Source organism: Salinimicrobium marinum (assembly GCF_014651535.1).
Classification (GTDB): Bacteria; Bacteroidota; Bacteroidia; order Flavobacteriales; family Flavobacteriaceae; genus Salinimicrobium; species Salinimicrobium marinum.
Window position 1 is genome coordinate 12,586 of the sequence record NZ_BMXB01000010.1, and the last position, 21,379, is coordinate 33,964.

Annotated in this window: 15 protein-coding genes; 13 read left to right on the forward strand and 2 right to left on the reverse strand. The window is 41.4% G+C overall.

Features of this window, described 5'->3' with window-relative positions:
- Window positions 1–7: 7 nt before the first annotated feature.
- The 6 genes from IE056_RS12120 to IE056_RS12145 all read left to right on the forward strand — a co-directional run bounded on the left by IE056_RS12120 (window position 8) and on the right by IE056_RS12145 (window position 6,499).
- Window positions 8–967, forward strand: a complete 960-nt coding sequence (locus IE056_RS12120; RefSeq protein WP_189604981.1) for a glycosyltransferase family 2 protein — start codon at window positions 8–10, stop codon at window positions 965–967.
- A 51-nt stretch (window positions 968–1,018) separates the two neighbouring features.
- Window positions 1,019–2,749: a phospho-sugar mutase gene (locus IE056_RS12125; RefSeq protein ID WP_189604982.1), complete on the forward strand. Its 1,731-nt coding sequence runs from the start codon at window positions 1,019–1,021 to the stop codon at window positions 2,747–2,749.
- Window positions 2,750–2,761: 12 nt separating this feature from the next.
- On the forward strand, window positions 2,762–4,585 hold the full coding sequence (locus IE056_RS12130) for an ABC transporter ATP-binding protein (RefSeq protein WP_189604983.1): 1,824 nt from the start codon (window positions 2,762–2,764) through the stop codon (window positions 4,583–4,585).
- Window positions 4,586–4,945: 360 nt separating this feature from the next.
- On the forward strand, window positions 4,946–5,491 hold the full coding sequence (locus tag IE056_RS12135) for an RNA polymerase sigma factor (protein ID WP_189604984.1): 546 nt from the start codon (window positions 4,946–4,948) through the stop codon (window positions 5,489–5,491).
- Between the two features lie 32 nt (window positions 5,492–5,523).
- Window positions 5,524–6,057: a hypothetical protein gene (locus IE056_RS12140; RefSeq protein ID WP_189604985.1), complete on the forward strand. Its 534-nt coding sequence runs from the start codon at window positions 5,524–5,526 to the stop codon at window positions 6,055–6,057.
- Between the two features lies 1 nt (window position 6,058).
- On the forward strand, window positions 6,059–6,499 hold the full coding sequence (locus IE056_RS12145) for a hypothetical protein (protein WP_189604986.1): 441 nt from the start codon (window positions 6,059–6,061) through the stop codon (window positions 6,497–6,499).
- A gap of 78 nt (window positions 6,500–6,577) precedes the next feature.
- On the opposite strand, the gene IE056_RS12150 is transcribed toward IE056_RS12145, so the two are convergent.
- The gene (locus IE056_RS12150; protein ID WP_189604987.1) at window positions 6,578–7,618 is read right to left on the reverse strand and encodes a WD40/YVTN/BNR-like repeat-containing protein; all 1,041 of its coding nucleotides are present in this window, start codon (window positions 7,616–7,618) and stop codon (window positions 6,578–6,580) included.
- A gap of 76 nt (window positions 7,619–7,694) precedes the next feature.
- Here IE056_RS12150 and IE056_RS12155 point away from each other — a divergent pair, with 76 nt between their 5' ends.
- The 3 genes from IE056_RS12155 to purL all read left to right on the forward strand — a co-directional run bounded on the left by IE056_RS12155 (window position 7,695) and on the right by purL (window position 14,732).
- A complete protein-coding gene (locus IE056_RS12155; protein ID WP_189604988.1) occupies window positions 7,695–8,906 on the forward strand; it encodes an RsmB/NOP family class I SAM-dependent RNA methyltransferase in 1,212 nt (403 codons plus the stop codon).
- Window positions 8,907–9,083: 177 nt separating this feature from the next.
- A complete protein-coding gene (locus tag IE056_RS18705; RefSeq protein ID WP_189604989.1) occupies window positions 9,084–10,931 on the forward strand; it encodes an endonuclease in 1,848 nt (615 codons plus the stop codon).
- Between the two features lie 132 nt (window positions 10,932–11,063).
- Window positions 11,064–14,732, forward strand: a complete 3,669-nt coding sequence (gene purL, locus IE056_RS12165; protein WP_189604990.1) for a phosphoribosylformylglycinamidine synthase — start codon at window positions 11,064–11,066, stop codon at window positions 14,730–14,732.
- A 66-nt stretch (window positions 14,733–14,798) separates the two neighbouring features.
- Here the strand turns inward: purL and IE056_RS12170 are convergent, their stop codons facing one another.
- Window positions 14,799–15,386, reverse strand: a complete 588-nt coding sequence (locus tag IE056_RS12170) for a DUF4136 domain-containing protein (RefSeq protein WP_189604991.1) — start codon at window positions 15,384–15,386, stop codon at window positions 14,799–14,801.
- A 218-nt stretch (window positions 15,387–15,604) separates the two neighbouring features.
- Here IE056_RS12170 and IE056_RS12175 point away from each other — a divergent pair, with 218 nt between their 5' ends.
- From IE056_RS12175 to mgrA, 4 genes are all read left to right on the forward strand, one after another.
- Window positions 15,605–16,786 carry a class-III pyridoxal-phosphate-dependent aminotransferase gene (locus tag IE056_RS12175; protein ID WP_189604992.1) on the forward strand — a complete coding sequence of 394 codons (1,182 nt, stop codon included), beginning with the start codon at window positions 15,605–15,607 and terminating at the stop codon, window positions 16,784–16,786.
- 503 nt (window positions 16,787–17,289) lie between these two features.
- Window positions 17,290–19,065, forward strand: a complete 1,776-nt coding sequence (locus tag IE056_RS12180; RefSeq protein ID WP_189604993.1) for an AMP-dependent synthetase/ligase — start codon at window positions 17,290–17,292, stop codon at window positions 19,063–19,065.
- 164 nt (window positions 19,066–19,229) lie between these two features.
- Window positions 19,230–20,372, forward strand: coding sequence for an SGNH/GDSL hydrolase family protein (locus IE056_RS12185; protein WP_189604994.1), 1,143 nt, complete (start codon window positions 19,230–19,232; stop codon window positions 20,370–20,372).
- A gap of 7 nt (window positions 20,373–20,379) precedes the next feature.
- Window positions 20,380–21,378 (forward strand): L-glyceraldehyde 3-phosphate reductase, encoded by a 999-nt coding sequence (gene mgrA, locus IE056_RS12190; protein ID WP_189604995.1) that lies wholly within the window; start codon window positions 20,380–20,382, stop codon window positions 21,376–21,378.
- Window position 21,379: the final 1 nt, after the last annotated feature.

Genomic DNA, 21,379 nt, shown 5'->3' on the forward strand with positions numbered 1-21,379 from the left:
AAATTGAATGCAGTTATCTATTGTCATCCCTCTTCTTAACGAGGAAGAATCTTTGCAGGAATTATATAATTGGATCGTAAAAGTCTTACGGTCCAATTCTTTTTCTTATGAAATTATCTTCATAGATGACGGCAGTACAGATAACTCATGGAAAATCATTCAGCAAATTGCGGCTGAAGATGAAGCTGTAAAAGGCATAAAATTTAATCGAAACTACGGAAAATCGCAGGCACTGCACGTTGGTTTCGATAAAGCCCAGGGAGACGTGATCATCACTATGGATGCAGACCTTCAGGATAATCCTGAAGAAATTCCGGAATTATATCAACTTATCACCACCGAAGGCTACGACCTGATTTCGGGCTGGAAGAAAAAACGATATGATTCGGTGTTATCAAAAAATTTACCTTCCAAATTATTCAATGCCGCTGCCAGAAAAACTTCGGGTTTAAAATTACATGATTTTAACTGCGGACTCAAGGCCTACAAAAAGGCGGTCATCAAAAATATTGATGTCTACGGCGAAATGCACCGGTACATTCCTGTGCTCGCAAAAAACGCCGGATACAGTAAAATAAATGAGAAGGTGGTACAACACCAGGCAAGGAAATACGGAAAAACAAAATTTGGAGTAGAACGGTTCATCAATGGTTTCCTTGACCTCATCACGATCTGGTTCCTGTCAAAATTCGGAAAAAGGCCCATGCATTTGTTTGGTGCCCTTGGAATCCTGATGTTCTTTTTTGGTCTGCTCGCTGCGGCCTGGATAGGTGGTTCAAAGTTATATAAACTGTACCATGGGGAAGCCAGCATTCTGGTGACAGATAATCCATGGTTTTATATTTCGCTGGTTACCATGATCATAGGAACACTTTTTTTCCTCACAGGATTTCTTGGAGAACTCATTCTTAGAAGCAGCAGGGAGAAAGATCGGTATCGCATAAGCCAAACTACCGGCCAATTTTAACCGCCTTTCCCATTAAATCCTTATTTTTGTTGTAAAAAATAAGAGAATCACATGAGCAATCACGATATTAATAGCAAAGCCGAATCCTGGCTTAAGTCCCCTTTTGACAAACATACACAGCAAAGCGTTGAGGAACTATTAAAGAACAACCCAGACGAATTAAAAGAAAGTTTTTATAAAGACCTGGAATTCGGGACCGGTGGAATGCGCGGAATTATGGGCCCCGGTACCAACAGGATCAATAAATATACCCTCGGAAAAAATACCCAGGGTCTTTCAAACTATCTCAAAAGTCAATTTTCGGGCGAAGACCTGAAAGTCGTGATTGCGTATGACTGTAGAAACAACAGTAAGGAACTTGCACAGGTAGTAGCTGATGTTTTTTCGGCTAACGGAATCCAGGTGTACCTGTTTACTAACCTGCGCCCTACTCCCGAACTTTCTTTTGCCGTGAAATATCTCGATTGCCATGCGGGAATTGTTTTGACTGCAAGTCATAATCCACCGGAATATAACGGATACAAGGTCTACTGGCAGGACGGCGGCCAGTTAGTACCACCACAGGACAAGGAAATCGTGGAAGAGATCAACGGACTTGATTATACTGAAATAAATTTCGAAGCAAATAATGATCTTATCAAACCTATTGATACTCAGGTAGACGATGCTTTTGCAAAAGCATCGGTTGAAAACGGAAGTTTTGATACTACAGCTTCGGCAAAAGAAAACCTGAAGATCGTTTTCACCTCCCTTCACGGAACCTCTATCACCATGATTCCGAAGGTATTGGAAAAAGCAGGGTATACCAATTTTCAAATTGTAAAGGAACAGGAAGAGCCAAACGGAAACTTCCCTACAGTAAAGTCTCCAAACCCTGAAGAACCTGAAGCTCTAAAAATGGCACTGGAACTTGCCGAAAAGCAGGATGCAGATATCGTAATTGGTACAGATCCGGATGGTGATCGACTTGGGGTTGCGGTAAAAGACCTGGACGGAAAACTGGTGTTGCTTAACGGGAACCAAACTATGCTGGTGATGACCTGGTTCTTACTCGAACAATGGAAAAAACAGGGAAAAATAGACGGAAATGAATTTATAGGCTCCACCATTGTTTCTACCCCAATGCTGCGGATCGTAGCTGAAGATTACGGAGTGGAATACAAAGAAGGCCTCACCGGATTTAAATGGATTGCGAAAATGATCAAGGACCACCCTGAATTGGATTTTATTGGTGGTGGGGAAGAAAGTTTCGGGTATATGGTTGGGGATTTCGTTCGCGACAAAGATGCTGTGACGGCTACCCTGCTTTCCTGTGAAATTGCAGCCCAAATGAAGGAACAGGGCATTTCATTTTACGAAAAACTACTGGAACTTTATCAAAAATACGGTCTTTACCGTGAAGAATTGATCTCGCTGGTAAAAAAGGGAATTGACGGAGAGGAACAGATCAGGAACATGATGATAAGCCTTAGAGAAAATCCATTGAAAGAAATAGCCGGGGAAAAAGTGGTTCTTGTGGAAGACTATCAGAGCTCTGAAGCTATTAACAGCAATTCCAACTCTCAGGAAATCCAGAAGCTTGATATTCCGAAATCCAATGTTCTTATATATTACACCGAAAACGGAACCAAAGTCGCTGCTCGACCTAGCGGTACAGAACCCAAGATCAAATTTTACTTTAGTGTAAATACTGGTCTGGACAAAATTGAAGATTACCATAAAGTCAGCGAGGAATTGTCTCATAAAATTGCAGGCATAAAGTCCGACTTAAAACTGGCTTAAAGGCCCAATTGAATGAATTACTTTAAAAAGATCCTTCGGTTCGCGATCCCGTATAAAAGGTACGCGATCCTGAATATTATTTGCAATATTTTTTATGCCCTTTTTAGCACGTTATCCTTCCTGGCTTTAATCCCGGTAATACAAATTCTTTTCGATAAAACGAGAAGGGTTGCTGTAGAACCACGCTGGGAGGGAATTTCGGGAATGAAGGATTACGTGATAGACTCTTTTAATTACGAAGTTACCCAACGGATCAATGCAGATGAAGTTTCTGCGTTGGTGTTTGTTTGTGCAATTGTAATTATTCTGTTCTTTCTAAAGAACCTGTTTGGTTACCTGGCGGCTTTCTTTATTACGTTTCTTCGGAATGGAGTTTTAAGGGATGTTAGAAATGCCATTTACGATAAGATCCTTGCACTTCCGGTTTCTTATTTTTCTGAAAAGAGAAAAGGAGATACCATTTCCAGGATCACTGCAGATGTAAATGAAGTACAGACTTCCTTCCTATCTATTCTGGAGTTGGTGGTACGGGAACCACTTACTATCATTTTCACGATCACTGCAATGTTGCTGATGAGTCCCACGCTTACTCTGTTCGTCTTTGTTTTTCTTCCAATTTCGGGATTTATTATTTCTCTCATCGGAAAGAAATTAAAGAGTCAGTCGAATCAGGCTCAGGAAGAGAACGGATATTTTCTTTCCCTGGTGGAAGAAACCTTGTCCAGTTTAAAGATCGTAAAAGGTTTCAATGCTGAAGACAAGATGAAGAAGAAGTTTCACGATTCCACTAACAGGTTAAAAACTATCCTGGACAGTCTTCTCAACCGGCAGAACCTGGCATCTCCTACCAGCGAATTTTTAGGGATCTTTGTGATTGTAATTATCCTTTGGTTTGGAGGAAATATGGTTTTAGTAGAAGAAACTCTGGATGGTGCCACTTTTATAGCCTTTATGGGACTGGCCTACAACATTCTTACGCCCGCCAAACAAATAAGCAAAGCAACCTATAGTGTTAAAAAAGGAGACGCAGCCGCCGAAAGGATCTTTCAGGTACTGGAAACTCCTTCTTCAATTGTAGATGCACCCGATGCTATCGACAAAAAGGAATTTGAAGATGCTGTGGAGATCGAAAACATCTACTTTAGATATGAAGATGAAAATGTTCTTAAGAACTTCAGTATTAAAGTTCCGAAAGGGCAAACCGTAGCCCTTGTAGGACAATCTGGAAGCGGAAAATCTACAATTGCCAACCTGGTTACCAGATTTTATGATGTGAATGAAGGTTCCATTAAAGTTGATGGTACAGATATTAAACAAATCACCAAAAAGTCCCTCCGTGACCTGATGGGACTGGTCACCCAGGACTCTATTCTTTTCAATGACACCATAAGGAACAATGTGAGCCTGGCAAAGGAAAATGCAACCGATGAAGAAATTATTGACGCTTTAAAAATTGCAAATGCCTGGGAATTTGTAAAGACGCTGCCAAAAGGACTGGAAACCAATATTGGTGACAGCGGAAATAAATTGAGTGGCGGACAAAAACAACGCCTTTCTATAGCCCGCGCCGTACTTAAAAATCCGCCTATCATGATTCTGGACGAGGCCACTTCAGCTTTAGATACGGAAAGTGAAAGACTGGTACAAAAAGCCCTGGAGAATATGATGCGTAACAGAACTTCTATCGTTATTGCTCACAGATTATCCACTATTCAAAATGCCGACAGAATTGTGGTGATGCAAAAAGGAGAAATCGTGGAGCAGGGTAAACATGATGAACTACTGGCCAAAAACGGAACTTACCAAAAGCTGGTTGCCATGCAATCTTTCGAGTAATCTTTAGAAAAATGAATTCCCCTCCACCGGAGGGGTGCTCATAGGCCGGGTTGGCTATTTTCAGGCATAAAAAAAATGGATGAAGTAGGTCCATCCATTCTTTTCTAAACCTTACCTCCACCTTGGGGCTGGTGGAAATAAAACAATTTGGAGCAAAAAAGATCTCTCTTTTCTACGCTGTAAATATACTATTAAAATCTACCACACCAAATATTTTGTGTATTTTATCTACTTTATATGTATTTCATCGATTAAATCGACATTTACAAAGCATACTTTCTTACCTGATATTCTACACAATAAATTCTATATTTACAGCCGCTGAATGAGTGTATAAGGGATTTAGCTAAACCAACTTCTTTGGAAACTTCTGAAAAAAAACTTTTACGGAACCTTCAGGGCCAGGAACACCGAAATTCGGCTTTCAGGGAGCTCGTAGCTCTCTACAAAGAAAGGCTTTACTGGCAGATCAGGAATATTGTGAAGAACCATGATGATACAGATGATGTGCTGCAAAACACCTTTATCAAGATCTTCAGGAACATAGACCAGTTTAAAGGGGAGAGTCAGTTATTCTCCTGGATGTACCGCATTGCCACCAATGAAGCACTGAATTTTTTAAATCAGAAATCGAAGAAACTTCAAATAACTTCAGAAGAACTCCAGGATCAAATTGTCTCAAACCTGGAAAGTGATGTTTACTTTGAAGGTGATGAGATCCAGTTAAAGTTACAGAAGGCAATCGCCATTCTTCCCGAAAAACAGCAGCAGGTTTTCAATATGAAATACTTTCAGGAATTGAAGTATACAGAAATTTCTGATATCCTAGGTACTTCAGAAGGAGCTTTAAAGGCTTCCTACCACATTGCCGTAAAAAAAATTGAAGAATTTTTAAAAACCCATTAAACCTTTAGAAGAAAAATCAGTCAAATAAACAAATGAAAAAGAATAAGTTACCATATCATAAAGACAGGAATTTTAAAGTCCCCGAAGGCTATTTCGAGACTTTAGAAGATCGTATTATGCAAAAGGTAGCAGGGCCTGAGAAAAATGATATTCTAAAAGGCAGAAAAGATGCCGGTTTTAATGTTCCGGAGAATTACTTCCTGAATTTTGAAAATGAGTTATTTGAAAAACTTGAAAACAAAAAGAAAACGTCAAAGATCATTTCCATACTTAACAAAGAAGTGTTCTATTATTTTGCAGGAGCCGCTGCGGTTTTTATTGCCGTAGTCACTACGGTCTTTACAAATCCTGTACAACAGGCCGGTAGTATTGAAGACCTGGACATGGTGACTCTAGAGAGGTATCTTTTTGAAACCATGGAAACTAATAACTCGGGAGTCCAGTTTATGAATGAAGAAGAAGCATACGCTGCCCCTGGCGGCCAGCCCGATGTGGATTTTGAAGCTTTGTATGATTACCTCAACGAAAATGTAGAGGAACCGTCTATTTTATTTAATGAAGATTAAAATGAAAAAATTATTTTTATTAGGCTTTGTCCTTTTAAGCTCGCTGCAAATGCTGGCGCAGGATAAAGAAAGTCGCAGGGAGCAGATCAAGGCTCTCAAGACTGCCTATATTACCGAAGGTTTGAACCTGACACCCGAGGAAGCTCAAAAATTCTGGCCTGTATATAATAAATTTGATGAGCAAAGAAGAACGCTTCACAAAAGGGAACGTGCCGACATACAGGCCATAGAATGCATTACTGAAGAAAGGGCCAATGAAATGGTAGAGGAATATGTGCAGATAGAAAAAGAAGATTACCTCCTGAAGAAGAAATTCTTTGAAGAACTTCGAACGATGTTTTCTGCAAAAAGAATCATTCAGCTGAAGAAAACTGAAGATGCCTTCAACCGGAAGTTATTGAAAGAATACCGCGAAAGACATGCGAACGAAAGTAATGAATAGTATTTAAAATTTACTTTAAAAGACCATTAGAACATCCTCTATTTTGAAAAATAGAGGATGTTCTTTTTTATGGCTATCTTATCTGAAATTCAGCCGGGACAACCTGTTTTTTCCCGCAGCGTATGCCACAGAATCATTCAGGAACCTGATGGTATAGAACCCTTCTTCAGAAAGATCCATCCAGGATTCTCCTCTGTCAAAAGAATAAGATATTCCTGTAAACCCGACAGCTACCATTTCGTTTCCACCACTATTAGGCACATAGCGTATACTGCTTTTATAGCCGGGACTGGATCCATCGGCAACCAGATTCCAGGTTTTTCCGCCATCCCTGGTGATGGCCTTATTCGCTGTATTATTTTCGGGAGCGGTATAATCACCTCCAATGATGATTCCGTTTTCTTCATCGTAAAAATCAACCGAATACGCTCCCTTAGTCGCTTCTCCCTGAATTATCGGAGTATCAAAAACCTCCCAGCTCTTTCCCTTATCTGGACTAAAAAACACCCGTGAAGCCATTCCTCCCGTAATGATCCAGGTCTTCTCCCCTACCACAGCGATGTTGGAATTACTGGCAGCAAAAGCGGCTTCCCCTGCTTCAACCTCGGGCAGTACCTCACAGGATAACTTTTCCCAGGATTCTCCTCCATCCCTGGTTATGATCACCGAAAGACAATTCTCAACCGGATCCCCCATCGCTATGCCCTCTTGATTATTCCAGAAAACCATCGCGTCATAAAACACCTTTTCATGTGCTTCTTTATACACCAGTTCCATAGTTCCGTCATCTCCGGTCTTGTACAAAAGAGCTGGATTCCCGACACTCAGCATAAAAAAATCGTCTTCTGTACTGGCCACTGCCCTGTATTCCGGCACCAGGCTGTCATATTTCTGCTGTCTTGCCCTGGCTGAATTTTGTGAGGCATTATATAAGCCGTACTTTCCGTTTGATCCGGCGAATGCCACATTCTGCCCCATTATTTCTATTGCTCTGATACTAATAGAATCTTCAAAAACAGTTTGTATTTCTACTTCAGAAAAAAAAGCTTTTTCCGGTTCTTTTTCGGTTGAATTACAGCCAGCCACAGCAATAAATAACAGCAGATATAATTTCTTCATTAGGTGGAATTTGATTTTCAAAGATAAAATTATTCCGAAGCAAAAAACCGTACCTTTGCAGCTTTAAACACATTTTATGCGCTTACACAGAAATTTGGTATTTGCAACAGTAGATGCACTTTCAAATATATTTAACGAAGGGGAATATGCCGACAAGGTAATAGAGAAAACCCTGAAACGCGACAAACGCTGGGGATCAAGGGACCGCAGCTTCATTGCAGAAACAACTTACGACATTGTTCGCTGGAAACGACTGTACACCGAAATTGCCGAAGTTAAAGCTCCATATTCGCGGGAAAACCTGTTCAGGTTATTTGCTGTTTGGGCCACCCTTAGAGGAATAGAAATTCCTGACTGGAAACAAATTGAACCTACTCCTACCCGCCGCATCAAGGGAAGATTTGATGAACTCAGCAAAATAAGGAAGTTCAGGGAATCTGTGCCGGACTGGATGGATGAAATGGGAGTTGAAGAACTGGGCGAAGAAACCTGGGAAAAAGAAATCCATGCCTTAAACCAACAGGCACCGGTGGTTTTACGTGCTAACACTTTAAAGACCACACGAGAAAACCTTCAAAAGGAACTTGCCAAAGAAGCTATTGAATCTGAATTTATAGAAGGCTATCCCGATGCACTGCAGCTTAAAGAAAGAGCTAACGTGTTTAGAACAGAAGCTTTCAAAAACGGACTTTTTGAAATGCAGGACGCTTCTTCACAACTGGTAGCTAAATTCCTGCAGGTTGAACCGGGAATGCGGGTTGTTGATACCTGTGCCGGAGCCGGAGGAAAAAGCCTTCACCTGGCTGCACAAATGGAAAATAAAGGTCAGTTGATCGCTACTGATATTTATGCAAATAAGCTCAAGGAATTGAAAAGACGCGCCAGGCGTGCCGGGGCTCACAATATTGAGCCACGGGTGATCGATAACAATAAGGTGATTAAAAAACTTTTCGGTTCTGCAGACAGGGTATTAATTGATGCACCCTGCAGCGGACTGGGAGTTTTAAGCCGAAATCCTGATGCAAAATGGAAACTGCAGCCGGAGTTTATCAATACCATAAAAATGACTCAGGCAGAGATCCTCACCCAATATTCCAAAATGGTAAAACCCGGAGGAAAAATGGTGTATGCCACCTGTTCTGTTTTACCCTCGGAAAATCAACAACAGGTTGAAAAGTTCCTGGCATCGGAATATGGAGAATCTTTTAAACTTAGTGAGGATAAAAAAATCCTGAGCAGTAAAACCGGATATGACGGGTTTTATATGGCACTTTTGGAAAAAGAATAATTTTTAAAAAATTTAATTGCAGATCCTGCGTTTTTATATAAAATGCGGGATTTTTTATTTTAAACAAGAACTAATACCGAACTTCGGGGAAATTTTACAATTCCTTAAACCTTCAGGTGGAAAAGAAGTTTATTTTTGCAATAATTGAAATTACACATAAACCTTTAAAAACTTAAAATGAAAAAATCATTTTATTTACCATTTCTATCCATTCTTTTCCTGATTGGATGCAGTTCAGACGACGATGTAACCCCAGTAAACCCGGGACCTGAACCTGAACCTCCAGTAGAGGAAACTCCTTACTACGACATCCCCGATGCACTTTCAGATTATTATGAAGGCATTGATTTTTCTGAAGAAAATGAAGAGCTATATGATGATCTGGCAACCCTTACTATTGCCAAGCACACCAACATGCTGGACTATAATAACAGGCATGATTACCTATACCAGGCAGATGAAGATCCAAATAATGAAGATAATGTAATTCTTATCTATACCGGCGAAAGCAGGTACTGGGAAGAATACCTTTCTGGGGGAAATTCCTATCCTGATCAAACTTTTAACACAGAACATGTATATCCACAATCTTTGGTAAGTAACACTGCCAAAGGAGATCTGCACCACCTGCGTGCAGCCGATGTTCAGGTGAATTCAACCCGGGCAAATTATCCTTTTACTGATGGAGAAGGATCTTACGCACTTGTAGATGGTAATTCATTTTTTCCCGGTGACGAATGGCGTGGTGATGTTGCCCGTATGATCATGTACATGAACCTTAGGTATGATGAACCTTTTTCTGAAATTGGAGGTCTTGATCTGTTTCTTGAATGGAACGCAGAAGACCCTGTTTCTGTTCTTGAAATTCAGCGAAATGAAGTTATTTATGGCGCACAGGGGAACAGAAATCCTTTTATAGACAATCCGCACCTTGCAACCAGAATCTGGGGAGGTGACGAAGCTGCCAACCGCTGGGATGCAGATGCAGAAGAGGACGAAGAAGCTCCCTCTGCTCCTTCAGCTTTAACCGCTTCAGAAGTTGGTTACGAAACTGCAGTTTTGAACTGGGAAGCCTCCACAGATAATGTGGCTGTTACCAGATATACTATCATAGTAGACGGAGAAGAACATGAGAATACTACCTCAACCTCTACAACTATTTCCGGATTAACTCCTGGAACTACTTATACCATAACTGTTACTGCAGTAGATGCTGCCGGAAATGTTTCCGAAGCAAGCGAAGAAGTAGAAATTACTACCAATGAAGATACCGAAGCACCAACCATACCGGCAAACCTTGCCGTTCCTGAAGTTACTGCCACTAGCGCAAGCCTAAGCTGGAATGCTTCAACAGACAATGTGGAAATTGCTGAATACGACATTTACGTGGACGGCGAATATAATGCTTCTACAGCCAACACTACTTTTACAGTTGCCGGACTGGAGGCTGAAACCGAATATTCTTTTACTGTACTTGCCCGTGACATTTACGATAATGAATCTGCCTTAAGTGCTGCTGTGGAAGCTACAACTGCTGCAGAATCTGAAAACGGTGGAGACACTTCTTCTGAAATTTTCTTTTCTGAATATGTTGAAGGAGGCGGACTTAACAAAGCTGTTGAAATCGCAAACCTCACCGGGGAAGATGTTGACCTTACCCAATATTCTGTCAAGAAACAGGTGAACGGAAACGGAGAATGGAGCAATGAATACGCTCTTGAGGGAAGTTTGGCAAGTGGTGCAGTCTTTGTACTTGCCAACGGTGGAACAGAAACTCAGGAAATTCTGGATGCTGCAGATGTAACTTTAAACGGTGCACCGGTAGATTTTAACGGAGATGACCCTGTTGGGCTGTTCAAAAACGGAACTTTGATCGATATGATTGGAGTGGAAGGAGATGTTGATTTTGGAAAAGATAAAACCCTTAGAAGAAAATCGTCTATCACTTCACCAAACACCACCTACACCGAAGAGGAGTGGGAAGTACTGGAAAAAGATACCGTAGACGGATTGGGAGCTTACTAAGTTTCTAAAATTCTTATAAAAAAGCCACAAATTCAGAAGTTGAATTTGTGGCTTTTTTCATTTTAACTCCTATCGTTATCTTCTAAAAAAATGTATTTTTGTTGCCTTACAAACAACACAAAATTATCCAGAATGATCCTATTCTTCGGAAACCATCCTAATAAGTTTTATGCCGTTCAAACCCACAAGGCGCTTTCGGCTGAAAACATCTCCAAATTAAACTGGTTATTTGGAAACGCGAAATACTTAAACAAATCTGCCCTGGCAGATTTTTTTGTTGGCCCCCGTGCCGCTATGATTACTCCATGGAGTACCAATGCAGTGGAGATCACCCAAAATATGGGCATTGAAGGTATTGTTCGTATTGAAGAGTTCCTGCAGGTAGATCGCCATTTTTCCGATTTTGATCCTATGCTTTCTCAAAAGTTTGACGGCCTGGATCAGGATATTTTTACCATCGATATTGAACCCGAACCGGTCATTGAGGTAGAAGATATTGCCGCGTACAATCAGAAAGAAGGACTGGCTTTGAATGCCGAAGAAGTGGAATACCTTGAAAAACTCGCTAAACGACTGGGACGAAAATTAACCGACTCTGAAGTATTCGGATTTTCACAGGTGAACTCTGAGCACTGTCGCCATAAAATTTTCAACGGAACTTTTGTAATCGACGGGGAAGAAAAACCAGTTTCCCTCTTCAAACTCATCAGAAAAACTTCGGAAGAAAATCCAAATGAAATAGTTTCTGCCTACAAGGATAATGTAGCTTTCCTGAAAGGCCCGCGCGTAGAGCAATTTGCTCCGAAAACTGCAGATAAACCCGATTTTTATAAAAAATCTGATTATGATTCGGTTATTTCTTTAAAGGCGGAAACACATAATTTCCCTACTACTGTAGAACCTTTTAACGGAGCAGCAACCGGAAGTGGTGGAGAAATTCGTGACAGGCTTGCCGGTGGAAAAGGTTCTTTACCATTAGCAGGAACGGCCGTTTATATGACTTCTTACTCCAGGCTTGAAGCAAACCGGGAATGGGAAAAGGTGATGCCGGCAAGGCCATGGCTTTACCAAACCCCAATGGATATTCTTATCAAAGCCTCCAACGGAGCATCAGATTTTGGAAATAAATTCGGGCAGCCCTTAATTGCAGGATCTGTATTGACCTTTGAACATTCCGAAAATGAGCGTCTGCTGGCGTACGATAAAGTGATCATGCAGGCAGGCGGAATTGGCTACGGAAAAGCGAGTCAGGCGATCAAAGATGTTCCGAAAAAGGGAGACAAAATTGTTGTTTTAGGAGGAGAAAATTACCGAATCGGGATGGGCGGTGCCGCCGTTTCTTCAGCAGATACAGGAGAATTCAGCAGCGGAATTGAACTTAATGCAGTACAGCGTTCCAACCCCGAAATGCAGAAAAGAGCAGCCAACACAATCCGCGCGATGGTGGAAGCCGACGAAAATCCGATCGTTTCCATCCACGACCACGGCGCCGGTGGACATTTAAATTGCCTGAGCGAACTGGTGGAAGACACCGGAGGAAACATCGATCTGGATGCACTTCCTGTTGGAGATCCAACACTTTCTGCTAAAGAAATCATCGGAAACGAATCCCAGGAGAGAATGGGACTGGTCATTGGAGAAAACGACCTCATCACCATGAAGAAGATCGCTGAGCGTGAACGGACTCCCTTATATTCAGTTGGGAATGTAACCGATGACCGGCAGTTTACCTTCGAGAGTAAAACCTCCGGTGCAAAACCAATGGATCTTGCGCTGGGCGATATGTTTGGAAGTTCTCCAAAAACAATTATGGAGGATAAAACCATCCAAAGAAAATATTCAGAAGTAACCTATTCAGGTGAGAACCTGCATGAGTATGTAGAGCAGGTTCTACAGCTGGAAGCTGTGGGTTCAAAAGACTGGCTTACCAATAAAGTTGACCGCTGTGTGACCGGAAAGGTCGCAAAACAGCAAACAGCCGGACCTTTACAGTTGCCATTAAACAACTGCGGCGTAATGGCGCTTGATTACCATGGAAAAGAAGGCGTTGCCACTTCCATCGGCCACTCCCCTATTTCGGCTTTGGTCGATCCCGTGGCAGGTTCAAAAAATTCAATTGCAGAAGCCCTTTCCAACATCGTGTGGGCTCCGTTGGAAAAAGGATTGAAATCTGTTTCCCTTTCGGCAAACTGGATGTGGCCGTGTAACAACGAAGGCGAGGACGCCCGTTTGTATGAGGCGGTGCAGGGAGTTTCAGATTTTGCGATTTCTTTGGGAATTAATATTCCGACAGGAAAGGATTCGCTTTCGATGAAGCAGAAATATAAAGATCAGGATGTACTTTCTCCGGGAACAGTGATTATCTCGGCTGCCGGACATTGTTCAGACGTGACAAAAGTGGTGGAGCCTGTGCTGCAAAAAAATGGCGATGCGATCTACTACATCAATTTATCTCAGGATGCCTATAAGCTCGGAGGATCTTCTTTCGCACAGATCCTGAATAAAATTGGAAATGAAGTCCCAACGATCAAAGACAACGAAAAATTCGGAAAAACCTTTAATGTACTTCAGGAACTGATCAAAAAAGATCAGATTCTTGCAGGCCATGATATCTCTTCCGGCGGGTTAATTACTACCCTGCTGGAAATGTGCTTTGCAGATGTAGATCTTGCTGCGAACCTGGATCTTTCTGTATTGAATGAAAAAGACACTGTAAAACTTCTGTTTTCTGAAAACTGCGGAATTGTTTTTCAAGCGAAAGATGCTTCTGTAGAAGCAGTTCTTTCTGAAAATGATTTAGAATTCTTTAAGATCGGAACTCCTTCCGAAGGAAAAACCTTAAGCATCAAAAATGGTACTGACGAGCTGGAATTTAATATTCCGAAGCTGCGGGATACCTGGACAAAAACTTCCTTTTTACTGGATCAAAAACAAAGCGGACTTGACAAAGCTACTGAGCGATATAGAAATTATGCTAAGCAACCGCTGCATTTCAGATTTCCGGAAGGTTTTAATGGAAAGAAGCCTCTTGACTCCGCTCCAGGTGACAAAAGGATCAAAGCGGCAATCATTCGTGAAAAAGGATCAAATTCCGAGCGAGAAATGGCTTACGCCATGGATATGGCGGGATTTGATGTGAAAGATGTCCATATGACCGACCTGATTACCGGGCGGGAAACACTGGAAGATATTCAGTTTATTGCTGCGGTGGGTGGATTCTCCAATTCAGATGTACTGGGCAGTGCAAAAGGCTGGGCCGGGGCTTTCCTATACAACGAAAAGGCAAAAGCGGCACTTGATAACTTCTTTGCCCGCGAAGACACACTTTCTATCGGAGTTTGTAATGGTTGTCAGCTGTTCGTGGAACTCGGATTGTTAAACCCCGATCACGAGGAAAAGCCAAAAATGCTGCACAACGATTCCGGAAAATTCGAATGTAATTTTACTTCCGTGGAAATATCAGAAAATGATTCGGTGATGCTGCATTCACTTTCAGACACCAGACTTGGAATCTGGGCTGCGCACGGCGAAGGAAAATTCAGTTTTCCGTATGAAAAAGAACGATATAACATCATTGGGGAATACGGGTATGACACTTATCCTTCTAACCCGAATGGTTCTCACAACAACACAGCTATTTTAGTTAGTGATAACGGAAGACACCTGGCAATGATGCCACACCTGGAAAGATCTACGTTCCCTTGGAACTGGGCTCATTATCCAAAAGACCGGCAGGATGAAGTTTCTCCATGGATAGAAGCTTTCATCAATGCAAAGGGTTGGCTGGAGAAAAAAGCCTAAGATATTGGAAAGGGCGAACCAAATGGTTCGCCCTTCTTGTTATATCCATTTTAAAAATAGTCTCCATCAGTTAAGAGGATATTCTGCAAAAATTTCATTTACCAGTTCCCGCATTGCCTGCGTGTTCGGCTGGTCATATAAAGCATCTGAAGTCATGCCTTTCCATACACTTTCTTTAGTTTCCCTGTCTACAAGATCGATCACCACGGTACCTTCTTCGTAGGCATAAGTATCGGTATCATATCCAATCACTCCGCCTCCGAAAGTATTGAATCCACGGTAATAATAAGATCCATATTGAGGCCCTACCGTAGTAATTCCGGTGCTATAAGGATAGGCTGCATATACAGGACTGGCAGCTCTTTCTCTTTCAATCTCTGTTCTGGTGCTTATTAGTACCAGCAAATCGGGGTTATCCCTGTCGATTGTATATCCAGCTTCCCGCATGTTTTGATTCACAGTTTCAATAACCACAGCATCCACATCTTCCATATTCGTTTCCCCCTGTACTTCGGCATTTGAATTAGGTAAAAACGCAAAAGTTTCATAATTATTAAGATCCACACTTGTTGGCCTCTCGGTCTGGACGCGCGGCCCGCAAGCTACTCCCATTATTAGAACACTGGCAAATAGTAAAAGGTAAATTCGTCTCATAGCTGTCATATTTTGTTTTTCGTCAAATTAAATATTTATAACCCTGAATTACAATTAATTACAACACTTTAACCAGGTACGTTAAAATTTTTTAAAACTCCAAAGAACCCGATACTTTTTGATTATTAGGAAGATCTTATTCCCTCTTTCACCTTTTTATAACATTCTACAAACCCATTTTTCCTTACCTTAAATAGAAATGATTAAATAAAATAGCTATGACAGTAAAAGAAAAAGATGACAAATATTTTGGACGGGGAGGTCCAGCTTTAAATCTAGAGGTGGAAAAAGCTAAAGGAAGTTTGATTTTCGATCCATCCGGAAAAAAGTATATAGATTTCCTGGGAGGTGCGGGAGTAGGAAACCTGGGCTGGGGACTGGAAGAGGTAGAAATGGCTATCCGGAATTCTGAAAGGCCTTCTTACGTGTACCCTCACTTCTACTATAAACCCTGGGCCGAACTTGCCGAGCAACTGGCAGCGATCACTCCGGAACATTTAACGACCAGTTTCCGCGCTACCGGAGGATCTGAAGCAGTGGATGCTGCCCTGCAAATGGCCATGATGTACACCGGCCGTAAAAAGATCCTTTCCATAGAAGGCAGTTACCACGGAAATACCTTTGGAGCCTTAAGTGTCGCAAGTTCTTCTAACGGAAAAAAATTCCACAACCTGTTATCTGGTTGTGAAAAGATAAAACCACCCTTAGAGAAGAATGCTCTTCAGGAAATTGAAGAAAAATTAAAGGGCAATGAATACGCAGCCTTCATAATGGAGCCGGTGATTGTCAACCTGGGCGTGGTTATTCCTGAAAAAGATTATATGGAAAAACTGGATCGGCTTTGCAAGGAACACGGAACTTTGCTCATCATGGATGAAGCCATCACCGGATTCTTCAGGACCGGAAAATTCTTCGCTTCTGAACATTATAACATCAAACCAGATATCATGTGCCTGGCGAAAGCCATCTCCTCCGGTTACGCAGGTATGGGCGCCGTCATGACAACAGATAAGGTAGCGAAAGCTGTGGAAGGAAAAGTGGGATTATACTCCTCCTATGGATGGCATCCTGTGGGTACAGATGCGGCCATTGCTACCATTAATTATATGCTAAACAATACTGAGGAATTGCTGGACAATATGGAAAGCATCAGTCAGCTCTTCAAGGATGAACTTCCTAAGCTCAGGTTCCGGGAAGAACCGGAAATAAGGATCAAGGGGCTTGCTATTGCCGTAGATGTGGGCGATGAGGATTACGCTTCAGAAATTAAGAAAAAAGCAGTGGAACATGGCCTGCTCATGAATACAGAAGGCTCTAGCCTTTCCTTTCTTCCAGCACTGAACATTGATTCAAAAACTGTTTTGGAAGGCATAAAGATCCTAAAAGAGGTGGTTGAATGATTAAGGTGTAGGAAGATAACAAGAGGCTGTCTAGATTTTTTTAGTCAACTTGTTTCAGGTTCTACCAATTCAGACTGAAAATTTTCTTATCTTTTTAGACAGCCTCACATTTTATGAAGCAACACATCAAAAACTTCCGGTGGCTTGATCTAAAGCAGACCTTTCATCACTTAAACCGCACCGGGATTTCTTCTTCAGAAGTCATTTTATTTAAAAGTTGGTCCTGCAGATGATTTTAACTACAACGTTATAGAAGCAAGGATAATAAAAAGCCCTTGGAAAAATTCATATCTAACTGAAACCAGGAGAATTATATAGATGAAAAATAAATAACAGGACGACACATAATTTCTTTAACTTCGAAAGTATAAAAGTGAGATTCCTAATTTTGTTCTAAAGTTATTTCTGTATTGATAAAAATCAAGCTTATTAATTTTCAGATTTATTTGAAATACTTCGCTTTTTTGCTATTTTGCAAGGCATATCAAATTTAAACCCTCTAAATGACCGAGATAAAACGACTTTTCGATTTTCCCTACTACCAGTTGGAAAACGCCCCACTAGAAAAATCTTTAGTTACTAAAGTCAATGGAAAGTGGGAGGCACTTTCCACCCGTGAATACCTGGACAAAGCGAATGCTGTAAGCCGCGGATTATTGCGCCTGGGTATAAAGCCTAACGATAAAATTGCTATTATTTCTTCCAGTAATCGTACCGAATGGAACGTGATGGATATTGGGATCCTGCAAACAGGAGCACAGAATGTTCCCATTTATCCTACCATTTCTGAAAACGATTACGAGTACGTTCTTAATCATAGTGAAGCCATTTACTGTTTTGTTTCAGACAAAGAAGTACTGGATAAGCTTAATTCCATTAGAAATAACACTGCACTAAAAGGAGTGTATTGCTTTGATGAGATAAGTGGTTGTGATAACTGGAAAGAAATACTTGAACTGGGTAAAGATGAATCCAACCAGGAGGAAGTAGAAAACCGCAAGAATGGCGTAGATGAAAATGATCTTGCCACGCTTATCTATACTTCCGGAACTACCGGAAGACCAAAAGGGGTAATGCTTACGCATAAAAATATTGTAAGTGACGTACTTTTGAGTTCTGACCGGGTTCCCTTTGAATTCGGAAAATTTGTTGCGCTAAGTTTCCTTCCGGTTTGCCATATTTTCGAACGGATGATCCTTTATTTATATCAGTACTACAGTGTCGAGATACATTTTGCAGAGTCTATCGACAAAATCAGCGACAACTTAAAAGAGGTGAAGCCACACGTAATTACTGCAGTTCCCCGATTGTTGGAAAAGGTTTATGATAAAATTATAGCCAAAGGTTCTACTGTAGGCGGAATTAAACAAAAAATGTTTTTCTGGGCTGTAGAGTTGGGACTGGAATATGAGCCATACGGAGCTAATGGCTGGTGGTATGAAACACAGCTTTCCCTTGCAAGAAAACTGGTGTTTTCTAAATGGAAAGAAGGTCTGGGCGGAAGGATAGAATTAATAGTTTCAGGAAGTGCTGCTTTGCAATCACGACTAGCCCGGGTTTTTGCTGCCGCAGGAATCCCGGTAATGGAAGGCTATGGGCTTACAGAAACTTCTCCTGTAATTGCAGTCAATGACCAGCGAAACAAAGGTTTCAAAATTGGTACCGTTGGGAAAGTTTTAAAAAATGTGGAAGTCAAGATAGCGGAAGACGGCGAAATCCTTACCAAAGGACCTAACCTTATGAAGGGCTACTATAAGGACAAGGAGAAAACCGCTGAAGCCATCAATGAAGACGGATATTTTCATACGGGGGACATTGGAGAACTGGATGCCGAAGGTTTCCTGAAGATCACCGACCGTAAAAAGGAAATGTTCAAAACCTCTGGAGGCAAATATGTGGCTCCACAGATTATCGAAAATCAAATGAAACAATCCCGTTTTATCGATGAGCTAATGGTCATTGGAGAAGGCGAAAAAATGCCTGCAGCCTTAATCCAGCCCAACTTTGAATTCCTGAGAGAATGGGCTCACCGCAAGAACATTGAAATAGGGCCTTCTAACAAAGACCTTGTTGAAAATGAGCAGGTAAAGGAAAGGATTCAGGAGGAAATAGATTTCTATAATCAGAAATTCGGAAGCTGGGAAAAAGTAAAACGCTTTGAACTTACTCCCGATGTTTGGAGTATTGAAGGAGAACACCTTACTCCTACCATGAAATTGAAAAGAAGAAACATTATTAAACTGTATCAAAAACTTTACGATAATATCTACGAAAGATAGAACCACCTATTAGCAGCTATAGATAAGACTGTCTAAGGAGCAAAAAACGACCTTTTAAAAATTATAATTCCGGTATTTTTAAATCTGAGACTTTCAGAAGATGTATCAGGTAGAGGTGAAAAATGCTTTTCAGGCAGTCTTTTCTTTTAAAATAGTATCATGATTTGAAGAAATCTGCAAATAAAAACTCCGGTGAAAGCCTTACTTTAGCAGGTAAACCCTCTACCATGCGTAAATTTTTATTCTATTTTGTTGCAGTAATCTGCATAAGCTGCAATTCTTCTGAAGAAAAAAAACAAGTTAAAAAAATTTTAGCTGAAAATGAAATTTTTCAGTACTCCGGAAGATATGAACAAATCGAAGATGGCGTTGCCCTGATCAGTTCGGCTTCCTCGGTCAAAGCAAAAGTATTCGGTGACAGCACTACCGTCTACCTGAAATCTGCAAATGATCAACACCATTATGTTTCCATCGTATTAAACCAGGGATTGCTGGGGCGATACAGGATTAAAGAAGACTCCTTAACCTTTGCCTTACCCGATACCGGGAACGGAGCAACTCTAACCATTTTTAAAGATACCGAAGCTTCCAACGCAGCCGTTGTTTTCCAGGGAATTTCAGCAGAAAAAATTGAAACTGTTCCTTCAGAAGATACCCCTAAAATTGAATTTATCGGCAACTCAATCACCTGCGGGATGGGAGCCGATACCAGGGAAATTGGCTGTGAAGAGGGGGAATGGTACGACCAGCACAATGCTTATCTTGCCTACGGGCCACGTGTAGCCAGGGCTTTAAATGCCGAATTTGAACTGAGTTGCGTATCGGGAATGGGCATGTACCGTAACTGGAATGACGAAAATCAACCTGTAATGCCCAATGTTTATTCTAACCTGTACCTGAATGCCGATGACAGCAAAAAAGCCGACTTTACAGATAAAGCACCCGATGTGGTGAGCATTGCTTTGGGCACGAACGACCTTTCACTTGGTGACGGGGAAAAAGACCGCACTGATTTTGATCCCGAAAAATTTACTTCAAACTATATATCCTTCGTAGAAAGCATTTACGCTTACTATCCAGATACAAAGATCGTTTTACTGTCAAGTCCTATGATCGGCAGAAAAGAGAATGAGCTTTTGATTGCCAGTCTCAATCAGGTAAAAGATCATTTTGAAAAAAGAGAAATTTCAATTTTTGAATTCGATAAAATGGAACCGGGAGGATGTACATCACATCCTAATCTTGAAGACCATGAACAAATGGCCAATGCGCTTATTCCATATTTCAGGGAAATTTTAAAAAAATAATAGTAGTATGAATACCTATACAGCTTCAGAAGAACGTTACAGCCAGATGCAGTACCGTCGTTGCGGAAAAAGCGGAATTATGCTTCCGTTAATTTCCCTCGGACTATGGCATAATTTCGGCGACAGGGACGATTTTGAAAATGCCCGTAGCATTTTAAGAACTGCTTTTGATAACGGAATAACCCATTTTGACCTTGCCAACAACTACGGACCTCCTTATGGTACTGCCGAAAAGAATTTCGGAAAGATATTTAAGGAAGATTTCAAACAGTACCGGGATGAGTTGCTCATTTCCACCAAAGCCGGCTGGGATATGTGGCCGGGTCCTTATGGAAATTTCGGATCCCGGAAGTATCTTATTGCTAGCCTGGATCAATCCCTGCAGCGCATGGGACTCGATTATGTAGACATTTTCTACCACCACCGACCCGATCCCGACACTCCGCTGGAAGAGACCATGGGTGCGCTAGATCAAATTGTACGGCAGGGAAAAGCACTGTATGTAGGAGTATCCCAATACTCCGCCGATGAAACCGACCGTGCTGCTGAACTTCTTAAAAAACAGGGAACGCCATTCCTTATCCACCAGCCACGTTACAATATGTTAGACCGGTGGGTCGAAAACGGGCTTTTGGACACCCTGGGAAGAGAAGGAATTGGAAGCATCGTTTTTTCCCCACTGGAACAGGGAATTCTTACCTCCAAATATTTAGATGGTATTCCTGCAGATTCCCGGGCTGCCATTGAAGGAGGTTATCTTGACAAAGACAAAATTACTCCTGCCCTGGTGGAAAAGTTGAAAAAACTTAATGTTCTTGCGGAATCAAGAGGACAAAGTCTGGCACAAATGGCCATCACCTGGCTGCTGAAAGACCACAGGATCTCTTCTGTTCTCGTAGGCGTGAGCAAAGTTTCACAATTAGAAGACAATATTACAGGTCTCAAAAACCTCACCTTCTCTCCGGAAGAAATCGAAAATATTGAATCCATCTTAAAACAGGAATAAA